The sequence below is a fragment of the Halorubrum ejinorense genome (assembly GCF_055389685.1).
Genome location: NZ_AP043777.1, coordinates 927,711 through 948,900, shown reverse-complemented (window position 1 = coordinate 948,900; position 21,190 = coordinate 927,711). Strand labels below are relative to the sequence as shown.

Below are 21,190 nucleotides of genomic sequence, written 5' to 3'. Positions count from 1 at the left end.
GGTTCGGCTCTACCGCCGTGAGCCCTTCGATCGGGACCGGAGGCGGCTCACTCGCCGCCGGTCAGGTCCGCGCGCATCACGAAGTCGGGCTCGCCCGCGACGGCGACGCGGTTCGCGCCGGTGTCGCTCACGTGCTCGACCGTCTCGGGGATGAGCACGCGGGCGTCGTCGGCGTCGACGCTCCCGGCGTCGGCCGCGACCGCGTCGTACAGCGTTCCCGCGGCGTCGACGTCGCGCCACGCGGCGACGCCGTAGGTCGCGGTCCGGACCGTCTCCCCGTCGGCCTCTCGCTCCGACACGCGGGTGCGGACCGCGAAGCCGACGAACGCGTCCGCGTCGGCGACCCCGATCAGCCGCCCGTCGGCGGCCGCGGTCGCCAGCCGCTCGCGGGTGAGTTCAGAGCAGGCCCACGACTCGTTCGGGTCGAGCGCGAGCCCACGCAGGTGGTCGCGGGCGTCGCTGTCGGTCCAGAACGCCCACGCCGCGTTCGGGTCGGCGTCGCCGACTGGCGTCGGGTCGGCGTCGCTCGCTCCTGCCGTGTCGTCGACGCCCGCGTCCGGTTCCGGCTCCGCGAACCGGAACTCCGTCTCGGGCTCGAAGCCGACCGCGCGCGACTGCCCGAGCCCCATGACGTTCCACGAGAACACCATGTTGCGACAGACGGTCGCCCCGCGCTCCCGGCCCCAGTCGAGCGCGGCCTCCGAGAGCGCGGTCCCGACGCCGTGGCCGCGGGCGGCGGGGTCGACGCGGATCCCCTGCCCCCACGCCTCCCACTCGGAGAGCGAGACGGCCTGGATACAGCCGACGACAGCCTCGGGCTCGCCGGCCGCGGCGGCGCCGGTCCCGTCGCCCTCGGCGAGGGTGTCGTCCGCCTCTCGTCCGTCGAGGCCGGCGGCGTCGACCGCCTCGGCCGGGAGCGTCGCGACGAACGTGCCGCGGTCGGGGTCGTCCGACTCGGCCCAGTCGGCGAAGACGCGCGGGATGTAGTCCTCGTGGCGCTCGCCCCACGTGTCGCCGGTGAACGCCGCGACCGCGTCGGCGTCCGCCGGGCGGGCCTCGCGGACGACGACCCCGACATCGCGACCGGAGGGCGCGGCGTCGGGGGTCGCGGCGGCCTCGTCGCCCGAGTCGCTCCCCTCCTCGCCCGACCCGCTCATCGCCACGGCTGCGACTCCGCCGTCAGCTCGCCGGCGAGGTCGCGGCGCATCGCGTCGGCCGGGTCCGACCGGTTCGCGAGCGCCCACATCAGCTTCACCTTCGCGGTCCCCGGGAGGGTGTCGCCCGCCTCGACGACGCCGGCGTCGAGCAGGTCGCGGCCGGTGTCGTACACGCGGTCGCAGACCCGCCCCTCGAGACACTGGCTCGTCATCGCGACGACGGTCCCGCCGTCGACGAGTTCCTCGATCCGCGGGATCAGGTCCGTGTGGACGTGGCCGAGCCCGGTGCCCTCGATCACGACGCCGTCCTTGTCGTCGAGGTAGTCCCACGCGGCGGGGTCCATCCCGGGCGTGAACTTGACGAGTTCGACGTCGCCGTCGAGGTCGGGTGCGACGCCGACGGCGTCGGCCGTGTCGGCGCCCTCGTCGCTCCCGTCGGTTCCGCCCCGCGGGAGCGGCTCGCGGCGCCACTCGATCGCGGCGTCGGCGGCGTCGCCGTCGGCGCCCGCCTCGGCGGCGGCCTCGTAGTGGACCAGTCCGAGCGGTCGGGCACCGACCGTCTCGAACGCGTCCCGGCGGGACGTGTGGTTCTTGCGGACGCGCGTGCCGCGGTGGAGCGCGCAGGCGTCGTCGGAGGGGGCCGCGTGCATACAGACCAGCGTCTCGGCGTGGTCGGCCTTCGCGGCCTCGACCGCGCAGACCGCGTTCATCACGTTGTCGGAGGAGGGGCGGTCCGCGGAGCGCTGGCTCCCCGTGAACACGACCGGCACCGGCGAGTCGAGCATGAAGGAGAGCGCGGACGCGGAGTACTGCATCGTGTCGGTGCCGTGCATCACGACGACGCCGTCGGCGCCCGCCTCGACCTCCTCGGCGACCGCCTCGGCGAGCTCGCGCCAGATGGACGGATCCATGTTCTCCGAGAGGATGTTCGCGACGACTCGACCGCGGTAGTTCGCGCGGCCGGCGAGCTCCGGGACGGCCCGGAGGACGTCCTCGGCGTCGAACTGCGCCGTGACGGCGCCGGTCCGGTAGTCGACGGTGGAGGCGATGGTCCCGCCGGTCGAGATGAGCGAGACCGTCGGCAGGTCGTCGTCGAAGGTGATCTCGGAGGTCGCGTCGCCCGCGTCGTCGGTCTCCGCCGCGGGGTCTACCTCGCGGACGCCGGACTCGACTACCTCGACGTCGGCCGCCTCGCGGTCGACGCCGACGTTGTAGCCGCCGTCGAGTTTGACGACGAGGTGGTCGCGCGTCGTGGAGGGGAGCAGTACGCCCTCGTTGGTGACGCCCCCGCGCTCGACGCGGACGCGATCTCCCGGTTGCATACGACCGGGTTCCGCCGGGGCGGACTTGAATCCAACCGTTCGCGGTCGGTTCGGCGGACGCGGCCGAAACGGAGCGGTCGAGCGAGGCGCTTTGAGGACGCGACGACGGTGCGGGAACGGGAAACAGAGAAGGGGGGACAGCCGAGCCGGCGGCTATCGGCTGGGTGCGGGGGTGGCGGCCGGCCGCGTCAGTGCTCGATGTACTCCGCTTCCCAGTCGGTGCGCGCCTCGATCTCGCGGCGGCCGCGACGGGTCAGCGTGTAGTAGTTGGTGCGGCGGTCGCGTTGGCCCTTCTCGACGAGTCCCTTCTCGACGAGCGTGTCGAGGTTCGGGTAGAGGCGGCCGTGGTGAATTTCCTTCTCGTAGTACTCTTCGAGTTCCTCTTTGATAGCGAGCCCGTGCGGCTCGTCGAGCCCCGCGATCACGTAGAGCAGGTCACGCTGGAAACCTGTGAGGTCGTACATACAACTGTCGAGACATACCTTTCGAGAATAAATAAATATACCGTTATATCAGTCTCCGTACGACCAAACAGCGGGTTGTGCGTCGTCGTAACAGACGGGTTCGTTCTGTCAACTCCGCAACTGTCACGGGAGAGCGGGGCCGTCTTCGGCGGTCTGAGGTTGTTACTCTCAACTGAGATATGTGTGTCGAGTCGGCGGTCAGTACGCGTGTGTCGGGGCCGGTCACCGAAGGCGCGCGGCGCGCGGTCGAACGACGCGACGAGCGATAAGCCGTCGCTACCTGGTCGAGTATCGGAAGAAGGCACGCCCGACGCGGAAAAAAGCCGCGTCGGGCCTGCCAATTGGTCCCCGCTGACGCTTCGGCCCTCCAGACGAAGCGTCACCCGACGATACACCGTCGGGAGTGATAAACGTGTCGTACGCCGCTCACATGTGTTCTTCTTCTAACACCCAGCCGAGCGCGCGCTTGTAGTGAGTGAACAGCTCCTCGACGCCGCGGTGATTCATTTCCTCGTCCGCTAACTGCTCGCGGAGGAACTCGTACTGCTCTCTGATCTCCTCTTCGGAGCGCATGTGAAGTGATACGGAGCCGTCCCCGATAGTGTTGTGGCCGAGGGGATCGGGGCGGTTGAGAGTTATCGGTACCACGCGACGAGCACGCCGGCTGTTAGCAATACGCCGACGGCGGTCAGGACGCCGCCGAGACGCACCGACCCGTCGAGCGTCGTCGTTTCGAGTACCATCGCCACGCCGATCATCGCCGTCAGGGCGCCGGTTATCAGGAACACGGCGCCCCACACGACGTCGGGGACCAGCTTGGCTACCTCGCCGATGAGCACGTCGAATATCTCGTCGAGCATGGGGATCAGCCGTGTGAGGCGGACGATCCCGGCGGGCAAAATACCGTCGACGGTCGCCCGCGAACGGTAACGTTGATACGTCGACCGCGGGTACGAAGGGAGACGATGAACGACCGGACTCGCGAGTACCTCCGGGGGCGGTTCGGCGACTACTACCGGTCGGTCTCGCTGTCGCTCCCGCCCGACGCGAACCTCCGCGAGTGGGGCCACATCCCGTGGACGCCCGGGTCCGGAACGACGATGGTCCGCCACCAGTCGCTGTTCGACCTCGGCGACGTCGACACGTTCTTCGCGGACAACGCGCCCCGCCACGCCTACTTCTCGGCCGCGCGCTACGACGATCCCGGCGCGGCGACGATGGGGCAGAAGGGGTGGCGGAACGCCGACCTCGTCTTCGACTTGGACGCCGACCACCTCCCGGGCGTCGACCCCGAGACCACCTCCTACCCGGAGATGCTGGCGGCGTGCAAGGACGCCCTCCTGCGGCTTTTAGACTTCATCGACGACGACTTCGCGTTCGAGGACGTGACCGTCGTCTTCTCCGGTGGCCGGGGATACCACGTCCACGTCCGCGACGAGAGCGTCCGCGAGTTGGACAGCGACGCGCGCCGCGAGATCGTCGACTACGTGCGCGCCATCGACCTCGACACCGACGGCCTGATCCGGACCGTCTCCGACCGCGGGACGACGAAGCGCGTGCTTCGGACCGAGGGGGGCTGGGGCGCGCGCGTCCACGACGCCCTGATCGAGTACGCGGACGACCTCCGCGAGATGGACGACGAGGAGGCGCGCGAGCGACTGACGGAGCTCGACGGGATCGGCGACGGGCGCGCGAAGACGATCCGCGGCGCGTTCGAACGGAACCCGACCGCGGTCCGCGAGGGCAACGTCGAGGCGGGCGGCCCGGGCGTGCGCCGGCTCGTCTCCGCGCTCGCCGCCCGCGTCGCCGCGGAGGACGCCGCACCGATCGACGAGCCGGTCACCACCGACACCCGTCGGCTCATCAGGCTGCCCGGAACGCTTCACGGCGGCTCGGGACTCGTCGTCACGCCGCTCGACCGCGAGGAACTCGACGACTTCGAGCCGCTGCGCGACGCGGTCCCGGACCGGTTCGTCGGCCGCGAGATCCGGATCGAGACCGAGGCCGACCGGACGGTAGAATTAAACGATGAGCGCGTTACAGTCCAATCCGGTAGAAACACCGTGCCCGAGTACGCGGGGGTCTTCCTGATGGCCCGCGGCGAGGCGCGGAAAGCCCCCGAACCATGACCGACGAATGAACCTCGACGAACTCCGCTCCGCGCAGGCGAAGGAACGCCGGAAGGACAGCCTCCAGCACCTGCGAGACTCGTTTTACGACGACGTGGGCGCGTACGTCGCGGACCTGCGCGCCGCCCGCGACCGCCGGGCCGAGCAGGTGGAGAACCCCTTCGAGGACGACGACATCCGCCGGCTCTCGGACGAGGTCGAGACCGCGGAAGAGGTCGCCGAGGCGCTCTACGAGCGGCGCGTCGGGAAGGTGGTCAAGCTCGCCTCCTTCGCCGCGGCAGACATGTCGGTCGACGAGGACGGGATGACGGCCGAGGAACGCCGGCTGTTCGACGACCTCGTCGAGCGCATCACGGCGAACAAATCGCAGGTGCTCGACGTGCTCGCCGGCGAGTCTCCGGTGTCGGACGATACTCCAGTGCCGGACGATACCCCGGTGTCGGACGAGCCCGGAACGGCGGACGCCCCGCCCCTCGCGGAGGAGTCGGCGCAGGCGAGCGGGGCGGAGGCGGACCGCGCGGGTTCGGAGCCGACACCGGCCGCCCGGGAGTCGGCGTCGACCGACCGGCAGCCGACGAGTGCGGGCTCGCAGACGGCTGACGCAGAGGGCGCGTCCGCCGACGCGAGCGCGTCCGCCGACGCGGGCGCGCTCGCCGGTGCGATGGGCGGCGACGGAGGAGACCCGACCGGCGGCGACGGCTCGACAGACCTGGCCGACGGCGACGCGGTATCCAGCGCTCCGGACCCGGACGACGCCGAAACCGGCCCCCGGGAGACGACACGGGACGGGGCCTCGGACGGGGAGGCGGAAACGCCGGTCCCCCCCGAACCGGCACCGCCGGGAGCGGTCGGCGTCGGCGACGAGACCGACGACACCGGCGAGGCCGACGGGCTGACGGCCGACGCTCCCGCGGACGACGCGGAAGAGGGCCCGGGAGCGACCACGGACGGTGGCTCGATGCCCGAATCACCGGCGGGCGCCGCTCCGGGCGCCGGGTCCGACGCGTCGACCGACCGGACGACCGTGCGGATCACCCGCGACGTCGGGGCCATCTTCGGCGTCGACGAGCGGGAGTACGACCTCGCGAGCGAGGACGTCGTGTCGCTCCCGGTCGAGAACGCCGACCCGCTCGTCCAGCGCGACGCGGCCGAGCGCATCGACTGAGCGCGGTCGATGCCGCCTCTTCTCGGCGGTGATCGGTCGGACTCCGGCGGCAGCGCCGGTGACCGCGAAATCGAGCGCGTCGCGGCCCTGCTGGGCGCCGCGGCGACGCTCCTCGCGCTCGGCGGGATCGCGCTCGCTGTCTCGCTCGACCCGACCTTCTCGTGGACGACCGACGCGCTCTCCGATCTGGGGGTCCGCGAGCGGAGCGCCGCGGCGTTCAACCGAGGGCTGATCGGCGGCGGGGCCGTCGGCGCGTGCTACGCGGCGGGTCTCGCGTTCGCCGAGACGAGCGGCCGCGGCGACGGGACGATGGAGCGAGTCGGCGGCGCGGTCCGAACGCTCCTCCTCGCGCTGTCGATGGTCGCGATGGCGGGGGTCGGCGTCTTCGATCTCACCGAACCGCTACACGGACCGGCCGCGGTCGGGTTCTACGGGCTCATCACGCTGGTTTTCGCGGTCGACGGCTGGCTCAGGCGAGACCGGACGACCGGCCGCGTCGCGCTCGCGTTCGCCGTCGCTCACGTCGCGGTCTGGGCGACGTTCGCCGCCGGGTGGTGGCCGGTGACGGGGCTCGCGCTGCCGGAGCTGCCCGGCGCGCTCATGCTCGCCGCGTGGGTGTGGGTCGTCGGACCGGCGCCCGTCGTCGAGGCGGTTCGGCCCCGTCAGAGCGCGTCACAGGGCCCGACCGACGAACACTAACCGCGCGGGTGGCTACGGGCGATCGATGGAGTTGGAGTTCCTCGGCGGTGCCCGCGAGGTCGGCCGGAGCGCCCTCCTGGTCGACGGCGCGCTACTCGTAGACTACGGACTCATGACCGCCGAGCCGCCGCAGTACCCCGTCCGAGACCCCGAGCCGGAGGCGGTTGTCGTCTCGCACGGGCACCTCGACCACGTCGGCGCCGTCCCCGCGCTGTTGAAGGGCGACCGGCGGCCCGCGATCCACTGGACGCCGCCGACCGGCGAGCTCGCGCGGACCCTCGCCGAGGACACGCTAAAGCTCCACGGCAACAGCCCGCTGTGTCCGTTCGGCGCCGAACACGTCGCTCGGCTGGGCGAGGTGGAACGCCGTCACGGATACGACGAGCCGTTCGCGGTCGCCGGCGGGGTCGACGACGGGGGCTACGAGGTGACGCTGTTCTCGGCGGGTCACATCCCCGGGTCGGCACACGTCCTCGTCGACGACGGGGAGACGCGGCTGCTGTACACCGGCGACTTCCACACCGACGACCAGCGCCTCGTCGCGGGGACGACCGCGCGGCCCGACGCCGACGTCGTGGTGTGCGAGTCCACCTACGCCGACGTGACCCACGAGGACCGCGCCGCGGTGGAGTCGTCGTGGGGCGACCGCGTCGAGCGGACGACGTGGGAGGGCGGGACCGTCGTCGCGCCCGCGTTCGCCATCGGTCGGACGCAGGAGCTCCTCCTCGTCGCGGCCGCGAACGGGCTCACGCCGTACGTCGACGGGATGGGCGTCGGCGTGACGAAGATGCTCCGGCGGTACCCCTCGTTCCTGCGCGACCCGGAGGCGTTCCGCGAGGCGATGGGGCGAGCGCGGTTCGTCACGGGACGCGACGGCCAGCGGAAGCGGATCGCGGCCGAGAACGCGCTGATCGTCACCACGTCCGGGATGCTCGCCGGGGGCCCCGTCCACACGTATCTCCCCGAGATCCGCGCGAACCCGACGAACCTGGTGACGCTGACGGGGTACCAAGTGGAGGGGACGCCGGGACGCGAGCTACAGGACCGCGGTCAGTTGGAGTTGAACGGGCGGGTTCAGCCCGTGAGCGCGCGGGTCGGGTCGTACGACTTCTCCGCGCACGCGGACCGGGGTGGACTGGAGTCGTTCCTCGAGGAGTACCGCGACGCGCGGGTGCTCGTGAACCACGGCGACCGGTGCGAAGCGTTCGCCGCGGACCTGCGTGCGGACGGGGTCGCGGCGAGCGCGCCGGAGATCGGGGAGCGGATCGAGGTGTGAGGCGGGTCACACTGGCGAGAACCGAAGACAGTCGATACGAACGTCGCGCGACGGCCGACGCTCGAGCAACAATGACCGGGGATCCCGATTTCGAAAAAACTGGGTCCTCAGACCGGTTTAGCGGGGCCGGAAGCCGCTACTCCCCGCCGTCGGTGTACGCCCAGTCGTCGAGCACGCGCTCGGCGACCGCGTTCGCTTCCGCGGGCGTGGGGCAAGAGCCGTCGACGACCTCCTGAGAGAGCTCGCCCGCGAGGTCGTACACGACGCTTCCGTCCGCGCGCTCGGCCACGCGCTCGAACGTGGGCCGGTAGCCCGCGGCGGCGCGCTGACCGATCTCGTCGAGCGAGGCGTCGATGGTGTACTCGAGCTGACGGACCGCTTCCTGAGGTTCCATATACGTCTCATCAGGTTGGAACTACTTATAGGTACTCGGATTCGGAACTGAGTTAATTCCGACTCGCGCCCGGTCGCGGATCGACGTTTATACGCCGTCGGAGAGCCGACCGGGGGCATGACCGATCCAGACGAGTCCGACGCCGACGCGGCCGGACGGGACGCCGAGGCGGCCCCGCCCGTCGCGGACCGTGCGGACGACGTCGCCGAGCGCGCCGCGGTCGCGAGACGCGCCGCGGAGGCGGGCGCGGCCGTCGCCCGCGAGAGCTTCCGCAGCGACATCGCGGTGGAGACGAAGGGCGAAGACGACGTGGTGACGGAGGCCGACCGCGCCGCCCAGCGCACCGTCATCGAGTCGATCCGCGAGTCGTTCCCCGACGACGCGGTCGTCGGCGAGGAGGAGGACGAGCGCAAGACCGTCCCCGAAGCGGGAGCCGCGTGGGTGATCGACCCCATCGACGGCACGAACAACTACGTGCGCGACATCCGCGTGTGGGCGACCGCGGTCGCGGCCGTCGTCGACGGCGAGCCCGTCGCGGCCGCAATCGTCGCGCCCGCGCTCGGTGACACCTACACCGCCGACGCCACGGGCGCGTACCGCAACGACGAGCCGATCTCCGTCAGCGACACCGCTGACCCGCGACGCGCGACCGTCGACCCGACGATCTGGTGGGACTACGACGCCCGCGACGAGTACGCGGCCGCCTGCGAGGCGATCGTCACCCGCTTCTCGGACATGCGTCGGTTCGGCGCCGCGCAGGTCGTCCTCCCGACCGTCGCGGCCGGCGGGCTGGAGGGAACGCTCACGAACCTCCGCGCGAACCCGTGGGACACGGTTGCGGGGGTCTTCGTCATTCGGCAGGCGGGCGGTCGCGTGACGGACTTGGAGGGGGACCGCTGGCGCCACGACTCGACGGGGCTCGTCGCCTCGAACGGGACCCTCCACGACGAGGTGCTCGCGGCCGCGAACGAGATCGAATCGGACTCGTAAGCGATTTTCGGGGCGGTCGCGAGTCGACTTCGTGTCGATGGGAACCAAGCCGAGGCTGGCGATCGGTCGACGGTGAAGACCTCCGAATCCCCAGCCGCTCGTTTATAAATATCTGACAGCGGATCGGTGGAGAACGCCTCCAAAGCCCCAGCCGCGTGGAGGGGGGGCAGGCGACGTAAGCACCGCAAGGAGTGAGCGAAGCGAACGACTGAGGAGCGTGGTTCGAGAGAGCGGAGCTCTCTCGTCATCACGAGACGCCGAAGGCGTCTCGAACGACAGCGAGCGTGCCCCCTCCACGCGGCTACCCCTTTGAGTCCCGCCCGACCGCACCGCAACCGCAGCCTCACGCCTCCCCAACCTCGTCGGGCGCATCCTTCGGGCTCCCTTCGGTCGCCCTCGGAGCGCCCGACTCCCTCGCGCGTGCGACTCGCGCCCTTCGAGCGCTCGTCGGCACGCGCCGCGGCATGGTGTTGGGTGGTTAATGGAGCGGTCGTATTCCGGAGCCGAGGGTTCAAATCCGGGGCCGGCGAACCGGGGCGTATGTACGCGGTCGTCGGCTGCAACGAGTGCGCCAACATGTGGCTGGTCACGGACCCCGAGACGAGCGAGACGGCGAAGTGCTCGCGGTGCGGGAAGACCCACCGGACCGCCAAGCTCAAGCGCTTCTTCGAGTCCGAGGACCGGGCGGCCGCCCGCGAGGCGCGGTCGGCGCTGCTCGCGAAGAAGCGCGGCGACAGCGCGGCGTTCGCCGAGGTCGACCACGTCGCCGACCTCGAGGCCGCCGTCGACGACGCGGGCGTCAACGACCGGGAGTACCTGGAGGCGTCGGGCATCGACGCCGACGCGGTCGACGAGGCGGGCGACCGGGCGGCGGGCGGCGGCGGCGACTCGCGGAGCCGGACCGAGGTCGTCCGCGACGCGGTCGACGCGGTCGACGAGCCCACCGAGGCGGCCGTGGTCGACCGCGCGAGCGAGGCGGGGGTCCCCGCGGAGAAGGCCCGCGAGATCCTGACCCGCCTCGCGCGCCGCGGCGAGCTCACCGAGTCGAACGGCCGGTATCGCGCCCTCTAAGCCCGGTTTCGCGGGGCCCGGACCGGCGACTGGACAAAGCACTTATATTACGCTCGTAACGGGTCGCACATGGACACCCGCACGGCCCTCCTGACGGCCGCGGTCGCCCTCCTCGTCCTCGGGGCGGTCGGCGCCGTCGCGGCGCCCGACGCGCTCACCGACCCGCGCGAGACGGACGAGCCTCCCGGACGGATCGACATCGCGGGCGCGACGGTCGCGCCCGGCGAGGTACGCGGCGAGACCGCGGAGCTCCGGCTCGGGACCGACCTCCGGCACCGGGGCGGAGCCGTCGAGAACGTCACCGTCCGCCACCGCGCGATCGGCAGCGAGTCGGGGCTCCTCGTCGACGAGACGACCGTCACGGTCGGCGACGTCGACTACGAGGGCGAACGCACCGTCAACGGCACCGTCGACATCGAGCGCGAGGGCGGCTACCGCATCGAGACCGTCGTCTTCGCCGACGGCCAGCGCCGGGAGGAGCAGACGACCCGCATCGCGGGCGTCGCGGCGCTCACCCCCGACTACGCGGACACGCAGGTCGGCTTCACAGATGGGACGGTCTGGCCCACTGTCGCGGTGAGCGTCGTCGAGGCCGACAACCGGACGGCGACGCTGTCGGCGTCGGTGTCCGTGACGAACCGGGGCGACGAGGCCTCCGAGGACGTCGACCTCCGCGTGCTCCTCCGGCAGTCGGAGTCGAACGTGATCGCCGCGGAGGCGACGGAGACGGTCGGCACCGTCCGCCCCGGGCGCACCGACACCGTGACGGCGACCGTGGAGGTCCCCGCCGGGTACAACTACTACGTCGACGCCGCGCTGTTCGACGACGACGTGCTCGTCGACGAGACCCAGGGCGTTGCGAACCTGAACCCCCGCGAGACGATCACCGCGGACGAGACGGTCCGCGACGTCGAGTTCTCCGTGGAAGACTTCGAGCGCGAGGACGGTGAGGCGGGAGACGACGGGGCCGGCGACGACGGCTACCAGAGCCCGGACGCCAGCGACGACTCGACGCCCGGGTTCGGTCCCGTCGTCGCGCTCGTCGCGCTCCTCGCGGCGGCGCTGACCGCACGGAGGCGACGATGACCGCCGACCCGCCCGCGGACAACGCGAGCGAGGACCCGCTCGGATCGAGCGGCGAACCGACCGACCGCAGTCGAGACCGCGACCCATCACAACACATGACGGACGACACCGACGCGACCGACCGCACGGCGACCGCCCCCGGCCGCACCGACACCGACGAAGAGCGAGAGGCCGCCGACTCGTCGGGGGTCACTCGCCTCTCGACCGACCGCCTCCGGGGACTGCTCGACCGGGTCGGCCTCGCGGCGCTGTCGCTGCTCGCGGTGGTCGCCGGCTGGGGGTTCTACAGCCAGTCCGGGAACGCGATCCGCATCTGGTTCGACTCGGCGTACCAGTCCGCGGCGCTCGCGGTGTTCAACCTCGCGGTCCTGCTCGTCGCGCTGGCGGGCGTGGCCCACCAGCTCCGTCGGATCCGCGCGACGGAGTCCGGCGGCTCGGGCGAGTAGCCCTCACGGCAAGCGGTCGGCGGCTATTCGTCGGGGATCTGGTCGGTGTCCGCGGGGATCTGTTCCACCTGTCCGGCGAGCGTCGCGGCGTCGCCGGCGACGGTGGAGGGCTCGACGCCGGCCTCGGCGGCGACCAGTCGGACGTGGGCGGCGAGCAGCGCCAGCGCCCTGAGCCCGGCGCCGTCGGGCTCGTCGTCGGTGCGCTGGGCGAACGTGGTGTCGACCTCGCCGTCGCGGACGACGCCGACGTGGACCGCGTCGATCCCGTCGCCGTCGAGGAGGTCGCGGGCGCGGGCGAGTTCCGTCTCGAACTCGTCGTCGCTGGCGTCGTCGTCTCCGGAGGTGTCGTCGCTCATACCCGCGACTCGGACGGGCGGCGGTAAAAGCGCCGTGGCGACGGCGAGTCGAGTGAAGGCCCGTACAGGGGTCGAACTCGGGTTCGAACGGTGAAAGAGCAGAGAAGGGCGGGGACCGGACCGGTCGGCGAGCGCGACGCGGCGCTACTCCTCCGGCCGGGGGCGGGCGATGAACAGCGACTCTTCCAAGGTGAACGGGTCGTACACCGACTGGTGACAGACGCAGTAGGTCCCGTCGGCCGCGTCGTAGCGGGCGGACTCGCCTAACACCTTGTAGCCCGGGATGCAACAGAAGTGGGTACAGACGTTGAGGTACGCCAGGAATCCCTGATCGGTCGAGGCCTGGAGCCACTCGTCGTTCTTGGCCGCCTCCTCGATCTGCGGCGAGCGGATGACGACCGCGTTGAGGTTCGTGTCGGCGTCCTCGGAGCGCCACGTGACGGAGGCCGGCTTACCGACGCCGTCGCTGCCGATCCCGTTGCCCCACTCGGTGTAGTCCTCGAAGTCGTCGACGTGGATCTTGTCGCCGGCCGAGTACGTCTCCGACTGCCAGTCGTACGGCGGGCCGCTCGCGGACCGGAACACGTTATCGGACTCGAAGTTCGGCTGGACGTTCTCCTGAGACTCGACGCCGCAGTACTGGAACCACGCGCCGGCGTAGGTCTTGCCGCCGAGGTCCTGTTGGGCGACCTCGATCTCCTGTCCCTCTTGGGTGACGGTCGTCGTCTCGGGCCAGATGCCTTCGATGAACCCGTCGTCGTTGACCTGAAGCGGGATCTGCGGGAGGCCGCGGGGCGCGGGACCGCCGGTCTTCGCGATGGTCGTCGCGATCGTCGACCCGCCCCCGACGCCGCCGGCGGTCGTCAGGGTGTTCACGGTCGCCGACCCCATCGCGCCGACCCCCGCGAGGGCCGCGCCGCCGACGACGCCCTTCACGAAGCGGCGCCGGCCGGACTCTGACGGATACTTGTCGGACGCACTCATGGCCGGAACTGAGGGTGGATCGGTAAAAAGGGTGACGAACCCTCCATCGCGGCGGGAATCGACGCGCCGCGACCGCTCCCATCGAAGTAGCGGCCGGGTTCACCGACGGCCGTACGGTCGGCGCGTCACCGACCCACAGGAACTTTCGTGCGGAATTTACTCGGCGCCGAGGCAAACATTCGTCTAGACCGCGGTTTTTAACCCCCGGCACCCGGAGACGTGTGGTATGAAGTTGCACAATCGGAACGTGCGGACGGACGTTCGAGAACTCGGGGCGCTGGTGGGGGATGTTCTCGCCGCACAGGCCTCGACCGATGCGTACGAGACCGTCGAGGCGCTCCGCAACGCAGCGATCGGGTACCGACGCGGGGACGCCTCGGACCGCGACGCCCTCCACGAAACTGTCGACGGCCTCTCGACGACCCGCGAGGAGGTCGTCGCCCGGGCGTTCACGACCTACTTCGAGCTCATCAACCTCGCGGAGGAACGCGAGCGGGTCCGCGCGGTCCGGAACGCCGACGACGGTTCCGCCCTCCACGACTCCTTCGACGCGACCATCGCCGAGTTCGCCGAGGCGGGCGTCGAGGCCGACGAGTTAGAGGAGCTGCTCGCGGACGTCCTCATCGAGCCGACGTTCACCGCCCACCCGACCGAGGCGCGGCGGTCGACCGTGAAGTCCAAGCTCCGCTCCATCGCGAACCACCTCGAGGAGCTCGACGAACGCAACCTCACCGAACGCGAGCGGCGCGCCGTCTGGCGCGACGTCTCCGCCGAGGTCACCAGCCTGTGGGGCACCCGGCAGGTCCGGCAGCGACCCCCGGAGCCGGAAGACGAGGCGCGTAACGTCCAGTGGTACCTCGAGAACACCCTGTTCGATGTCGTCGGCGACGCCTACGAGGAGTTCGAGGAGACCATCTCGAAGGAGTACGACGACATCGACTGCCCCAAGCTCTTCGAGTTCCGTTCGTGGGCGGGCTCCGACCGCGACGGCAACCCGTTCGTCACGCCCGAGGTGACCGACGAGACGCTCGAACGCCAGCGCGAGGTCGCCGTCGAGAAGTACCGCGACCGGTGTAAGCGGCTCTCGGCCGTCCTGAGTCAGGACGGCGACCGGTACGCGAAGGGCGACGCCCTGGCGCGGTCGCTCGCGGCCGACGCCGAGCGGTTCCCGACCGTCGTCGAGGAGGCCCGCGAGCGCTACCCGGACGAGCCGTACCGCCAGAAGCTCCGGCTGATGCGCGAGCGGCTCGACCGCGTCAACGACGTGCGCCCGGGCGAGTACCCCGACGGCGACGCGTTCCTCGACGACCTCGACGTCATCGCCGAGTCGCTGCGCGAGGACGGGCAGGAGTCGGTGCTGGAGTCGTTCGTCGAGCCGTTCCGTCGGCAGGTGGACACGTTCGGGCTCACGCTGGCGTCGCTCGATCTGCGCGACCACCGCGAGAACCACACCGAGGCCGTCGCCGAGGCGGTCGCCACGGAGGGCGTCGACTACGGGGAGATGGACGAGTCCGAGCGCGTCGATTTCCTCACGGAGGCGATCCTCCAGGACGAGCCGGTCGTCGACGTGGACGAGCCCGGCGACGTCTCGGAGACGACCGAGCGCGTCCTCCGGCGGTTCGCGTCGTTCGCGGAGTGGCAAGAGGAGTACGGCCAGCAGGCGATAGACACTTACTGCATCTCGATGACGGAGGAGCCCAGCCACGTCCTCGAGGTGCTCTTCTTGGCCGACCAGGTCGGCGTCGTCTCGCTGCCCGACCACTGTGCGGTCGACGTCGTCCCGCTGCTCGAGACCGAGTCGGCGCTCAACGGCGCCGAGCGCATCCTCGGCACCCTCTTCGAGAACGAGGCGTACGCGACCGCGCTGGAGGCCCGCGGCGAGGTCCAGGAAGTGATGCTGGGCTACTCCGACTCCAACAAGGAGAACGGCTTCCTCGCGGCGAACTGGGACCTCTACGAGAACCAGCGTCGGATCGCCCGGTTCTGTCGCGAAGAGGAGGTGACCCTCCGACTGTTCCACGGCCGCGGCGGTTCCATCTCGCGCGGCGGCGGCCCGATGAACGAGGCGCTGACCGCGCTCCCGAACGAGACCGTCACCGGACAGGTGAAGTTCACCGAGCAGGGCGAAGCGATCGCCGAGAAGTACGCCAACCCGCGGATCGCCGAGCGCGAACTGGAACAGATGCTCGACGCGCAGATCCGCGCCCGGAAGGAGGCGAACGAGGAACCGGTCGAGAACGTCCCCGACCGCTGGGTCGAGGCGATGGAGACCATGGCGCCCGCCGCCCGCGAGACGTACCGCGACCTGCTGAACACGGACGGGTTCGTCTCCTACTTCGAACAGGCGACCCCGATCTCGGTCGTCGAGGATCTCAACCTCGGCTCGCGGCCGGCCTCGCGGTCGGGCGAGCGCAGCGTCGAGGACCTCCGCGCCATCCCGTGGGTGTTCTCGTGGACCCAGACCCGGCTGATCCTCCCCGGGTGGTACGCGATCGCCTCCGGCATCGACGCCTACCTCGACGAGGTCGGCGAGGACGAGGGGATGGAGACGCTCCGCGAGATGTTCGACGAGTGGCCGTTCTTCCGGACCACGCTCGACAACGCCTCGCTGGCGCTCGCGCGCACCGAGCCCGAGATCGCCGCCGAGTACGCCGACCTGGCCGACGAGGAACTCCGGGAGCGCTTCTTCCCCGAACTCGTCGGCGAGTACGAGCGCGGCCGCGAACTCGTCTTGGATATCAGCGGGCGCGACCAGCTCCTCCGGCGCGAGTGGCTCGAAGAGAGCCTCGACCGGCGGAACCCCTACGTCGACCCGCTGAACCTCCTGCAAGCGAACCTGCTCGGCCGGACGCACCGCACCGACGAAGAGGAGCGAACCCTGCGGCTCACGGTCAACGGCATCGCCGCCGGAATGAAGAACACCGGATAGTAGGGGTCGAACGAGGTCGGCCGCGTAGCCTTCCACGGCGTCACGACAGCCGTCGGCGCCGACCCCGAAACGGCCCCCGTTACCGGATCACGTCGTCGTCGACCGCCACGGTCCCCGACTCGACGATGCGGGCGTCGAGCCCGCCGCGACCGTCGAGCGCGGTCGCAGCGTCCGACTGGTCCGCGAGCGACGCCATGTACCCGCAGGGCTCACAGCGGCCGACTCCCTCGAGCACGGCCTCACCCACCCGGAACCGCTCGCCGACGAGCTCGTCGAGCGCGACGCCGCGCGTCGTGACGTTGCGCCGATGGGCGCCCGCGCCGAGGTCGACATCGAACTCCGCGGCCGCCGCCGCGAGCGCCTCCGCCTCGATCAGCGTGACGTCGCTCGGCTTCAACTCCTCCCGTTCGTTGTAGATCCCGTCGCCGTCGAAGTAGCTGTCACCCCGGAGTCCGCGGTCCGCGACCGCTTCGACGGCCTCCCTCGGTTCCGGATCACCGCCGGTCCCCGAGGCGGTGTGGATGCGCTCGACCGCGCCGACTCGGTTCCCGTTCGTCGCCGTGGCTCCCCCTGCGTCATGGACGCCGACACGCGTCGGAGCGCGAAGAACCTGACTCCCCGGTGGCGGGCCACGCCGCGGCGTGCGGTCCACTGAGCGACGGAACGCCGACCGGCAGCGACCCCGACGCTCCGACCGGTCCGGTCCGCAGACGAGATCGCCGCCCCGACAGCATTTGATATAGCGATATTCAATGTACAAGGTGAGAGCGGCCGATCACCGCCGCAGCGAGGAACAGCGGTCGCTAAGCGGGTGAGACAGCAGAAACCGAACAATAAACCGTCGGTTCAGCGGGAGAACGAACGTCGGAGGAGAGACCGCGTTACGCGTAGCGTTCGAGTTCCGGGCGGTCGAGATCCTCGAAGACCTCGGTCGCGACCTCGGAGAGGAACGCCTCGCCCTCGTCGGAGACGCGGCGACCCTCGCCGGACGCGATGGTGACGAGCCCGTCGTCTTCGAGCGCCTGAAGCGCCGAGCGGATGAGCTTTCGGGAGCCGCCCTCGTGTTCGCCGGGGCGGACGGAGTAGCGGTTCGAGCCGCGCTTCTTCGAGCCGTACTCGGTCGCGAGCCGCTCGATGCCGACCGGCTCGTTCTGGGCGACCTTCCGGAGGAGGCTCGCGGAGCGGACGTACCAGAAGTCCTCTTGTTCCGGCGGGAGCTCCTTGCCGGCGCCGCTCTTGGTGAACTCGACCCAGTCGGGCTCGTCGATCCGGTCCTCGAGTCGCGCGGCGACGGCCTCGATGAGGTCGTCCGCCGGCACGTCGTAGATGGTTACCATTGGGTGTCGATTCACGCCAGCGTCGTTTAAAACCATCGTATCGGCCACACACCGTGTGAGCCGTTTTCACGGGGTTGCGGGCCGCTGCGGGGGACTCGCGGATCGCGGAAGGGGCGGCGAGACCGCTCAGCGAGACGCGGCGGCGACTACTCCACGTAGTCGTACATCCGCTCGTTCATCCGGCCCCAGCCGGTGAAGACGAACTCCCCGTCCGGCTGGGTGAACTCCTCGATTTCGCGTTCCACGTCCATGTCGTACTCGTGGACGTCGTGGACGTCCTCGTACTCGTCCCACGAGAGGTCGTAGCGGTCGTCGAGCTGGTCGTCGATGTCGAGGCCCTCGATCTCCTCGCGCCACCCCTCGCGGATCGTCTCGGCGTGGATCTCGGCCTGCGCGCCGGAGCCGTAGGAGGCGACGAGCAGGGTGTTCCCGACGAACTCCCGGTCGCGGGTGAGCGCGTCGCGCAGCGCGCTGACGCGGGCGATGTGGACGGAGCTCGTGTACCAGTTTCCGACCTCACGGGAGAGTTCCAGGGTCGGCTCGACGGCCGTGTCGTACCACGTCTGGTACTGTTCCGTCGTCTTCAGGTCGTCCATGTACCCGCGGATAGCATCCTCGTACGCCTCGCGGTCGTCGAACTCCTCCTCTCGGGGCTGTCGGCCGATCTCGTCGGCGAGCGCGTCCTCGTGAGCGGTGTCGCGGATGACGTGCCGGTACGCTAACAGCGCCGCCTTCCGAACCATCCCGGGGAACGGGGTGTGGAACGGGGCGTACACGAAGTCCTCCAGTTCGATGGCGTCCGTGACCGACTCGTAGTCTTCGAGGGCCTCGCGCATCCGGGAGAGGTACACCTGAACCGACCGCTTCCCGTCGACGCTGGGGAACTGCTGGTTCGGCTTGAGGAAGTCCGTCTCGTCTTTCGACCCGTAGCCCTGATCGGTCGACAGCTCGACGATCGAGGGGTCCTCGTCGATCAACATCGCGACGGCGCCGGCGCCCTGCGTCGCCTCGCCGGGGTCACCGCGGGCGTACAGCGCCGTGTCCGTCGTGATAACGATCGCGGGTCGGTCGCGGTTCCGGCCGGCGCGGATCCAGTTGTACGCGTCGTCGATGGCCTGCGTGCCGGCGAGACAGGCGAACTTCCGCTCGCCCTTGTTGGCGTGGGTGAAGTCGCCGTCGTACACCTGTTCGAGGCAGCCGGCGATGTACGTCGACACCGGCTTGGAATGGTCGAACGCCGACTCGGTGGCGACGTCGATCCGCCCGATGTCCTCGGGAACGAGCCCCTTGCGGTCCATCAGCCGCTTCGCGGCGTTCGCGCCCATCGTGACGATGTCCTCGTACACGTCGGGGAACGAGGAGTTGGTGAGTCCGAGCCCCTTCGTGTACTTCTCGGGGTCGTCGCCCTTCTCCGGCGCGAACGTGCCCGGCAGGTCGAGTTTGAGCTTCCCGGTCCAGATCTCGATGCCGTCGATCCCGACTGCGGTCATACACGGTCGTTCATACGGCCGCCATATGGCTTTGTCGATGGTGGTTTACGTCGATCGTGGAAAGTTGAGAGGGACCGGCCGTCAGGCGAGTTCGGGATCGAACGGTACACCAACCGCTCGAAAATGACCGTCAGCTGGTGAACTACCTCGTCCGCGCTCCTCGTCAGTAAGCCGCCAGCATGAGTTTCTACGACCGGTACGGTCGCTGCGACCGGACTTTGACGGTCGTCGTGGCTGGACGTTCTCTCTCGATTGTTCGGTCAGGTTCACGCGTTATTTCCGGGCAGAGGCGTATTAGTCATGAAAACGGTCGAGAACGCCCCTGATTCGAACTGTGGATGGTACATTCAGGGAGGGTCGTTATCGTCAGCGGAGTCGTCAGTGATGCGACTGTCGACGACAACTCCATCTGTGTCTAATACAAGGACCGAGATCTTATACGGACTATTCGTCCCGTCGCCCGGATTAACGTCGATATTGTTCGCACTACGCTGCGTGCGAGTCGTCGAACCGGACGCACCACTACCGTCGCGACTGAGCACGTCGAACCTAATTTCGGAGAATGACCCGCCGGGAGAGACATCGTATGTAAACCTGTAACGAACTTTATTGCTACTCGGATTCGAACGGTCCTCGATGTCTAAGGCGTCGATGGTGGCGCTTCCCGAACGCGATAGATCGTCGTTTTCTGTCGGGTTTTGTGTGTCAGCAGATGTGAATATGGTTCGCTGAGCGACTGTGCTTCCTCCATCGATCGCTCTGACGATTACGGCGAATTCTTCGTCGTCGCCGAAGCTAGGAGTAAGCGAGACGCCACCTCTGGTGTCCGGAGAGGTGACGGAGTCGCTTGCGGTTGAAGAAGTACTAGACGCAGAGATCTCAACGGTGTCGGCTTGCCCACTAAACTCGTACGAGACGTAGAATTCGGGGTTGTTGTCCCGTCGGTTGCTGAGGTCGTCAACCCGCATTGAGATCTGTGAGTCAGGCTCACTAGGGTCTGTGACAGTGGGTGACTGGATGTTTGCTTTTGCCCCACCTTCGTTGGGTTTCGTCTGTATACCGACTGTATTCACTCGGACTTCGCTCGAGTTTGCTTGGAGAGTAAGCGCGTGGACCTCACTGTCGTAGTGGTCGTTCTTGACGCCGGTGTAGACTGGCTCATCACCGATTGCCCCATCCCAGTACTCCGAACCGTTGATCCGGGTAGGGAGCGTTATATTGAGATCTCCGGCCGGAATGTCCTCTGAAGATAGCGTATCGGTCGGGTAGAGTTCGACATTTACCTGCTGTGTGCCACTGCGTCGAAATTCATTTTGTAGCAGTGTGAGTCGAACGGTTGAGTTATCGACGATACTTTGCTCTTCGATGACGGCAATATTTCCACCGTTTTCGCGAGCGTCGAGGTAGAGAACGGAATTATCGTACCGTATCGGAGAGCGTGACAACTCGTTGTATCCGGGTTGGTATCGAACGAATCGAGAGGGAATTGAGACATTGGTGGATCCGTTAGTTATCGTTACGTTGTACGAGTCACTAGTTCGAAGCGTTCCGCTCGGTGGAGGCGGATTGATCGCGAAGAGACGAACTGGATAGTTCGTTCCCAACTCGACTGATTTGAATTGAGGGGTATCAGCTTGACCCGCAGTCAGGATACCGGCCCGCAGATCAACCAGATCGTTTCGTACCTCCTCGAAATGCTGGAACTCGACTTCCGCGTTCTCCTGCGGAACGATCTGTACCTGATACAACGAGAGCGCGACGATCAGGAACCCGAACAGGATCACCGTCCCGACCACGACCGACTGGCCCCGACGGTCGCGACTGAATCGCATTGTGCGGTGTCGACGGCGGGTAGGTATAAATGCCACCGTCGGACTCTCAGTCCCGATATTCGC

At 69.0% G+C, this 21,190-nt stretch carries 21 protein-coding genes; 9 read left to right on the top strand and 12 right to left on the bottom strand.

The window, feature by feature from the left end:
• Nucleotides 1-47 precede the first annotated feature (47 nt).
• The 5 genes from ACZ5KW_RS05775 to ACZ5KW_RS05755 form a co-directional block, all read right to left on the bottom strand.
• Nucleotides 48-1,157, bottom strand: a complete 1,110-nt coding sequence (locus tag ACZ5KW_RS05775) for a GNAT family N-acetyltransferase (RefSeq protein ID WP_343775450.1) — start codon at nt 1,155-1,157, stop codon at nt 48-50.
• Nucleotides 1,154-2,479 carry a Glu-tRNA(Gln) amidotransferase subunit GatD gene (gene gatD / locus ACZ5KW_RS05770; protein ID WP_343775453.1) on the bottom strand — a complete coding sequence of 442 codons (1,326 nt, stop codon included), beginning with the start codon at nt 2,477-2,479 and terminating at the stop codon, nt 1,154-1,156. The genes ACZ5KW_RS05775 and gatD overlap by 4 nt, the downstream gene beginning before the upstream one ends.
• 188 nt (nt 2,480-2,667) lie before the next feature.
• Nucleotides 2,668-2,943, bottom strand: coding sequence for a PadR family transcriptional regulator (locus ACZ5KW_RS05765; RefSeq protein WP_004597247.1), 276 nt, complete (start codon nt 2,941-2,943; stop codon nt 2,668-2,670).
• A 426-nt stretch (nt 2,944-3,369) separates the two neighbouring features.
• On the bottom strand, nt 3,370-3,516 hold the full coding sequence (locus tag ACZ5KW_RS05760; RefSeq protein ID WP_343775456.1) for a hypothetical protein: 147 nt from the start codon (nt 3,514-3,516) through the stop codon (nt 3,370-3,372).
• Between the two features lie 62 nt (nt 3,517-3,578).
• On the bottom strand, nt 3,579-3,803 hold the full coding sequence (locus ACZ5KW_RS05755; RefSeq protein ID WP_343775458.1) for a hypothetical protein: 225 nt from the start codon (nt 3,801-3,803) through the stop codon (nt 3,579-3,581).
• A gap of 105 nt (nt 3,804-3,908) precedes the next feature.
• Between ACZ5KW_RS05755 and priS the strand changes: the two genes are divergently transcribed.
• From priS to ACZ5KW_RS05735, 4 genes are read left to right on the top strand one after another with little or no spacing between them, the layout of a single operon-like run.
• Nucleotides 3,909-5,072: a DNA primase small subunit PriS gene (gene priS / locus ACZ5KW_RS05750; RefSeq protein ID WP_343775461.1), complete on the top strand. Its 1,164-nt coding sequence runs from the start codon at nt 3,909-3,911 to the stop codon at nt 5,070-5,072.
• Nucleotides 5,073-5,079: 7 nt separating this feature from the next.
• Entirely contained in the window at nt 5,080-6,237 is a 1,158-nt protein-coding gene (locus tag ACZ5KW_RS05745; RefSeq protein WP_343775463.1) for a DNA replication complex subunit Gins51, read from the top strand.
• A 9-nt stretch (nt 6,238-6,246) separates the two neighbouring features.
• Nucleotides 6,247-6,936, top strand: coding sequence for a DUF998 domain-containing protein (locus ACZ5KW_RS05740; RefSeq protein WP_343775465.1), 690 nt, complete (start codon nt 6,247-6,249; stop codon nt 6,934-6,936).
• 25 nt (nt 6,937-6,961) lie between these two features.
• Nucleotides 6,962-8,212, top strand: a complete 1,251-nt coding sequence (locus ACZ5KW_RS05735) for an MBL fold metallo-hydrolase (RefSeq protein ID WP_343775467.1) — start codon at nt 6,962-6,964, stop codon at nt 8,210-8,212.
• A 136-nt stretch (nt 8,213-8,348) separates the two neighbouring features.
• On the opposite strand, the gene ACZ5KW_RS05730 is transcribed toward ACZ5KW_RS05735, so the two are convergent.
• On the bottom strand, nt 8,349-8,606 hold the full coding sequence (locus ACZ5KW_RS05730) for a hypothetical protein (protein WP_343775470.1): 258 nt from the start codon (nt 8,604-8,606) through the stop codon (nt 8,349-8,351).
• 117 nt (nt 8,607-8,723) lie between these two features.
• On the opposite strand from ACZ5KW_RS05730, the gene ACZ5KW_RS05725 reads away from it, so the two are divergent.
• The 4 genes from ACZ5KW_RS05725 to ACZ5KW_RS05710 all read left to right on the top strand — a co-directional run bounded on the left by ACZ5KW_RS05725 (nt 8,724) and on the right by ACZ5KW_RS05710 (nt 12,199).
• Nucleotides 8,724-9,596, top strand: coding sequence for an inositol monophosphatase family protein (locus ACZ5KW_RS05725; RefSeq protein ID WP_343775472.1), 873 nt, complete (start codon nt 8,724-8,726; stop codon nt 9,594-9,596).
• A gap of 540 nt (nt 9,597-10,136) precedes the next feature.
• Nucleotides 10,137-10,667: a DUF5817 domain-containing protein gene (locus tag ACZ5KW_RS05720; RefSeq protein ID WP_343775474.1), complete on the top strand. Its 531-nt coding sequence runs from the start codon at nt 10,137-10,139 to the stop codon at nt 10,665-10,667.
• Nucleotides 10,668-10,736: 69 nt separating this feature from the next.
• Nucleotides 10,737-11,753, top strand: coding sequence for a DUF7490 domain-containing protein (locus tag ACZ5KW_RS05715; RefSeq protein ID WP_343775477.1), 1,017 nt, complete (start codon nt 10,737-10,739; stop codon nt 11,751-11,753).
• The gene (locus ACZ5KW_RS05710) at nt 11,750-12,199 is read left to right on the top strand and encodes a hypothetical protein (RefSeq protein WP_343775480.1); all 450 of its coding nucleotides are present in this window, start codon (nt 11,750-11,752) and stop codon (nt 12,197-12,199) included. Before ACZ5KW_RS05715 ends, ACZ5KW_RS05710 begins: the two co-directional genes overlap by 4 nt.
• A gap of 23 nt (nt 12,200-12,222) precedes the next feature.
• On the opposite strand, the gene ACZ5KW_RS05705 is transcribed toward ACZ5KW_RS05710, so the two are convergent.
• Nucleotides 12,223-12,555 (bottom strand): hypothetical protein, encoded by a 333-nt coding sequence (locus ACZ5KW_RS05705; RefSeq protein ID WP_343775482.1) that lies wholly within the window; start codon nt 12,553-12,555, stop codon nt 12,223-12,225.
• A 144-nt stretch (nt 12,556-12,699) separates the two neighbouring features.
• The gene (locus ACZ5KW_RS05700) at nt 12,700-13,539 is read right to left on the bottom strand and encodes a ubiquinol-cytochrome c reductase iron-sulfur subunit (protein WP_343775484.1); all 840 of its coding nucleotides are present in this window, start codon (nt 13,537-13,539) and stop codon (nt 12,700-12,702) included.
• Between the two features lie 226 nt (nt 13,540-13,765).
• On the opposite strand from ACZ5KW_RS05700, the gene ppc reads away from it, so the two are divergent.
• Entirely contained in the window at nt 13,766-16,468 is a 2,703-nt protein-coding gene (gene ppc, locus ACZ5KW_RS05695; RefSeq protein WP_343775487.1) for a phosphoenolpyruvate carboxylase, read from the top strand.
• 79 nt (nt 16,469-16,547) lie between these two features.
• On the opposite strand, the gene ACZ5KW_RS05690 is transcribed toward ppc, so the two are convergent.
• From ACZ5KW_RS05690 to ACZ5KW_RS05675, 4 genes are all read right to left on the bottom strand, one after another.
• A complete protein-coding gene (locus ACZ5KW_RS05690; protein ID WP_343776231.1) occupies nt 16,548-16,991 on the bottom strand; it encodes an MOSC domain-containing protein in 444 nt (147 codons plus the stop codon).
• 358 nt (nt 16,992-17,349) lie between these two features.
• Nucleotides 17,350-17,805 carry a 30S ribosomal protein S19e gene (locus ACZ5KW_RS05685; protein ID WP_343775489.1) on the bottom strand — a complete coding sequence of 152 codons (456 nt, stop codon included), beginning with the start codon at nt 17,803-17,805 and terminating at the stop codon, nt 17,350-17,352.
• A 146-nt stretch (nt 17,806-17,951) separates the two neighbouring features.
• Nucleotides 17,952-19,295 (bottom strand): hydroxymethylglutaryl-CoA synthase, encoded by a 1,344-nt coding sequence (gene hmgB, locus ACZ5KW_RS05680; protein WP_343775491.1) that lies wholly within the window; start codon nt 19,293-19,295, stop codon nt 17,952-17,954.
• Between the two features lie 347 nt (nt 19,296-19,642).
• Entirely contained in the window at nt 19,643-21,127 is a 1,485-nt protein-coding gene (locus ACZ5KW_RS05675; protein ID WP_343775494.1) for a PKD domain-containing protein, read from the bottom strand.
• Between the last annotated feature and the right edge of the window lie 63 nt (nt 21,128-21,190).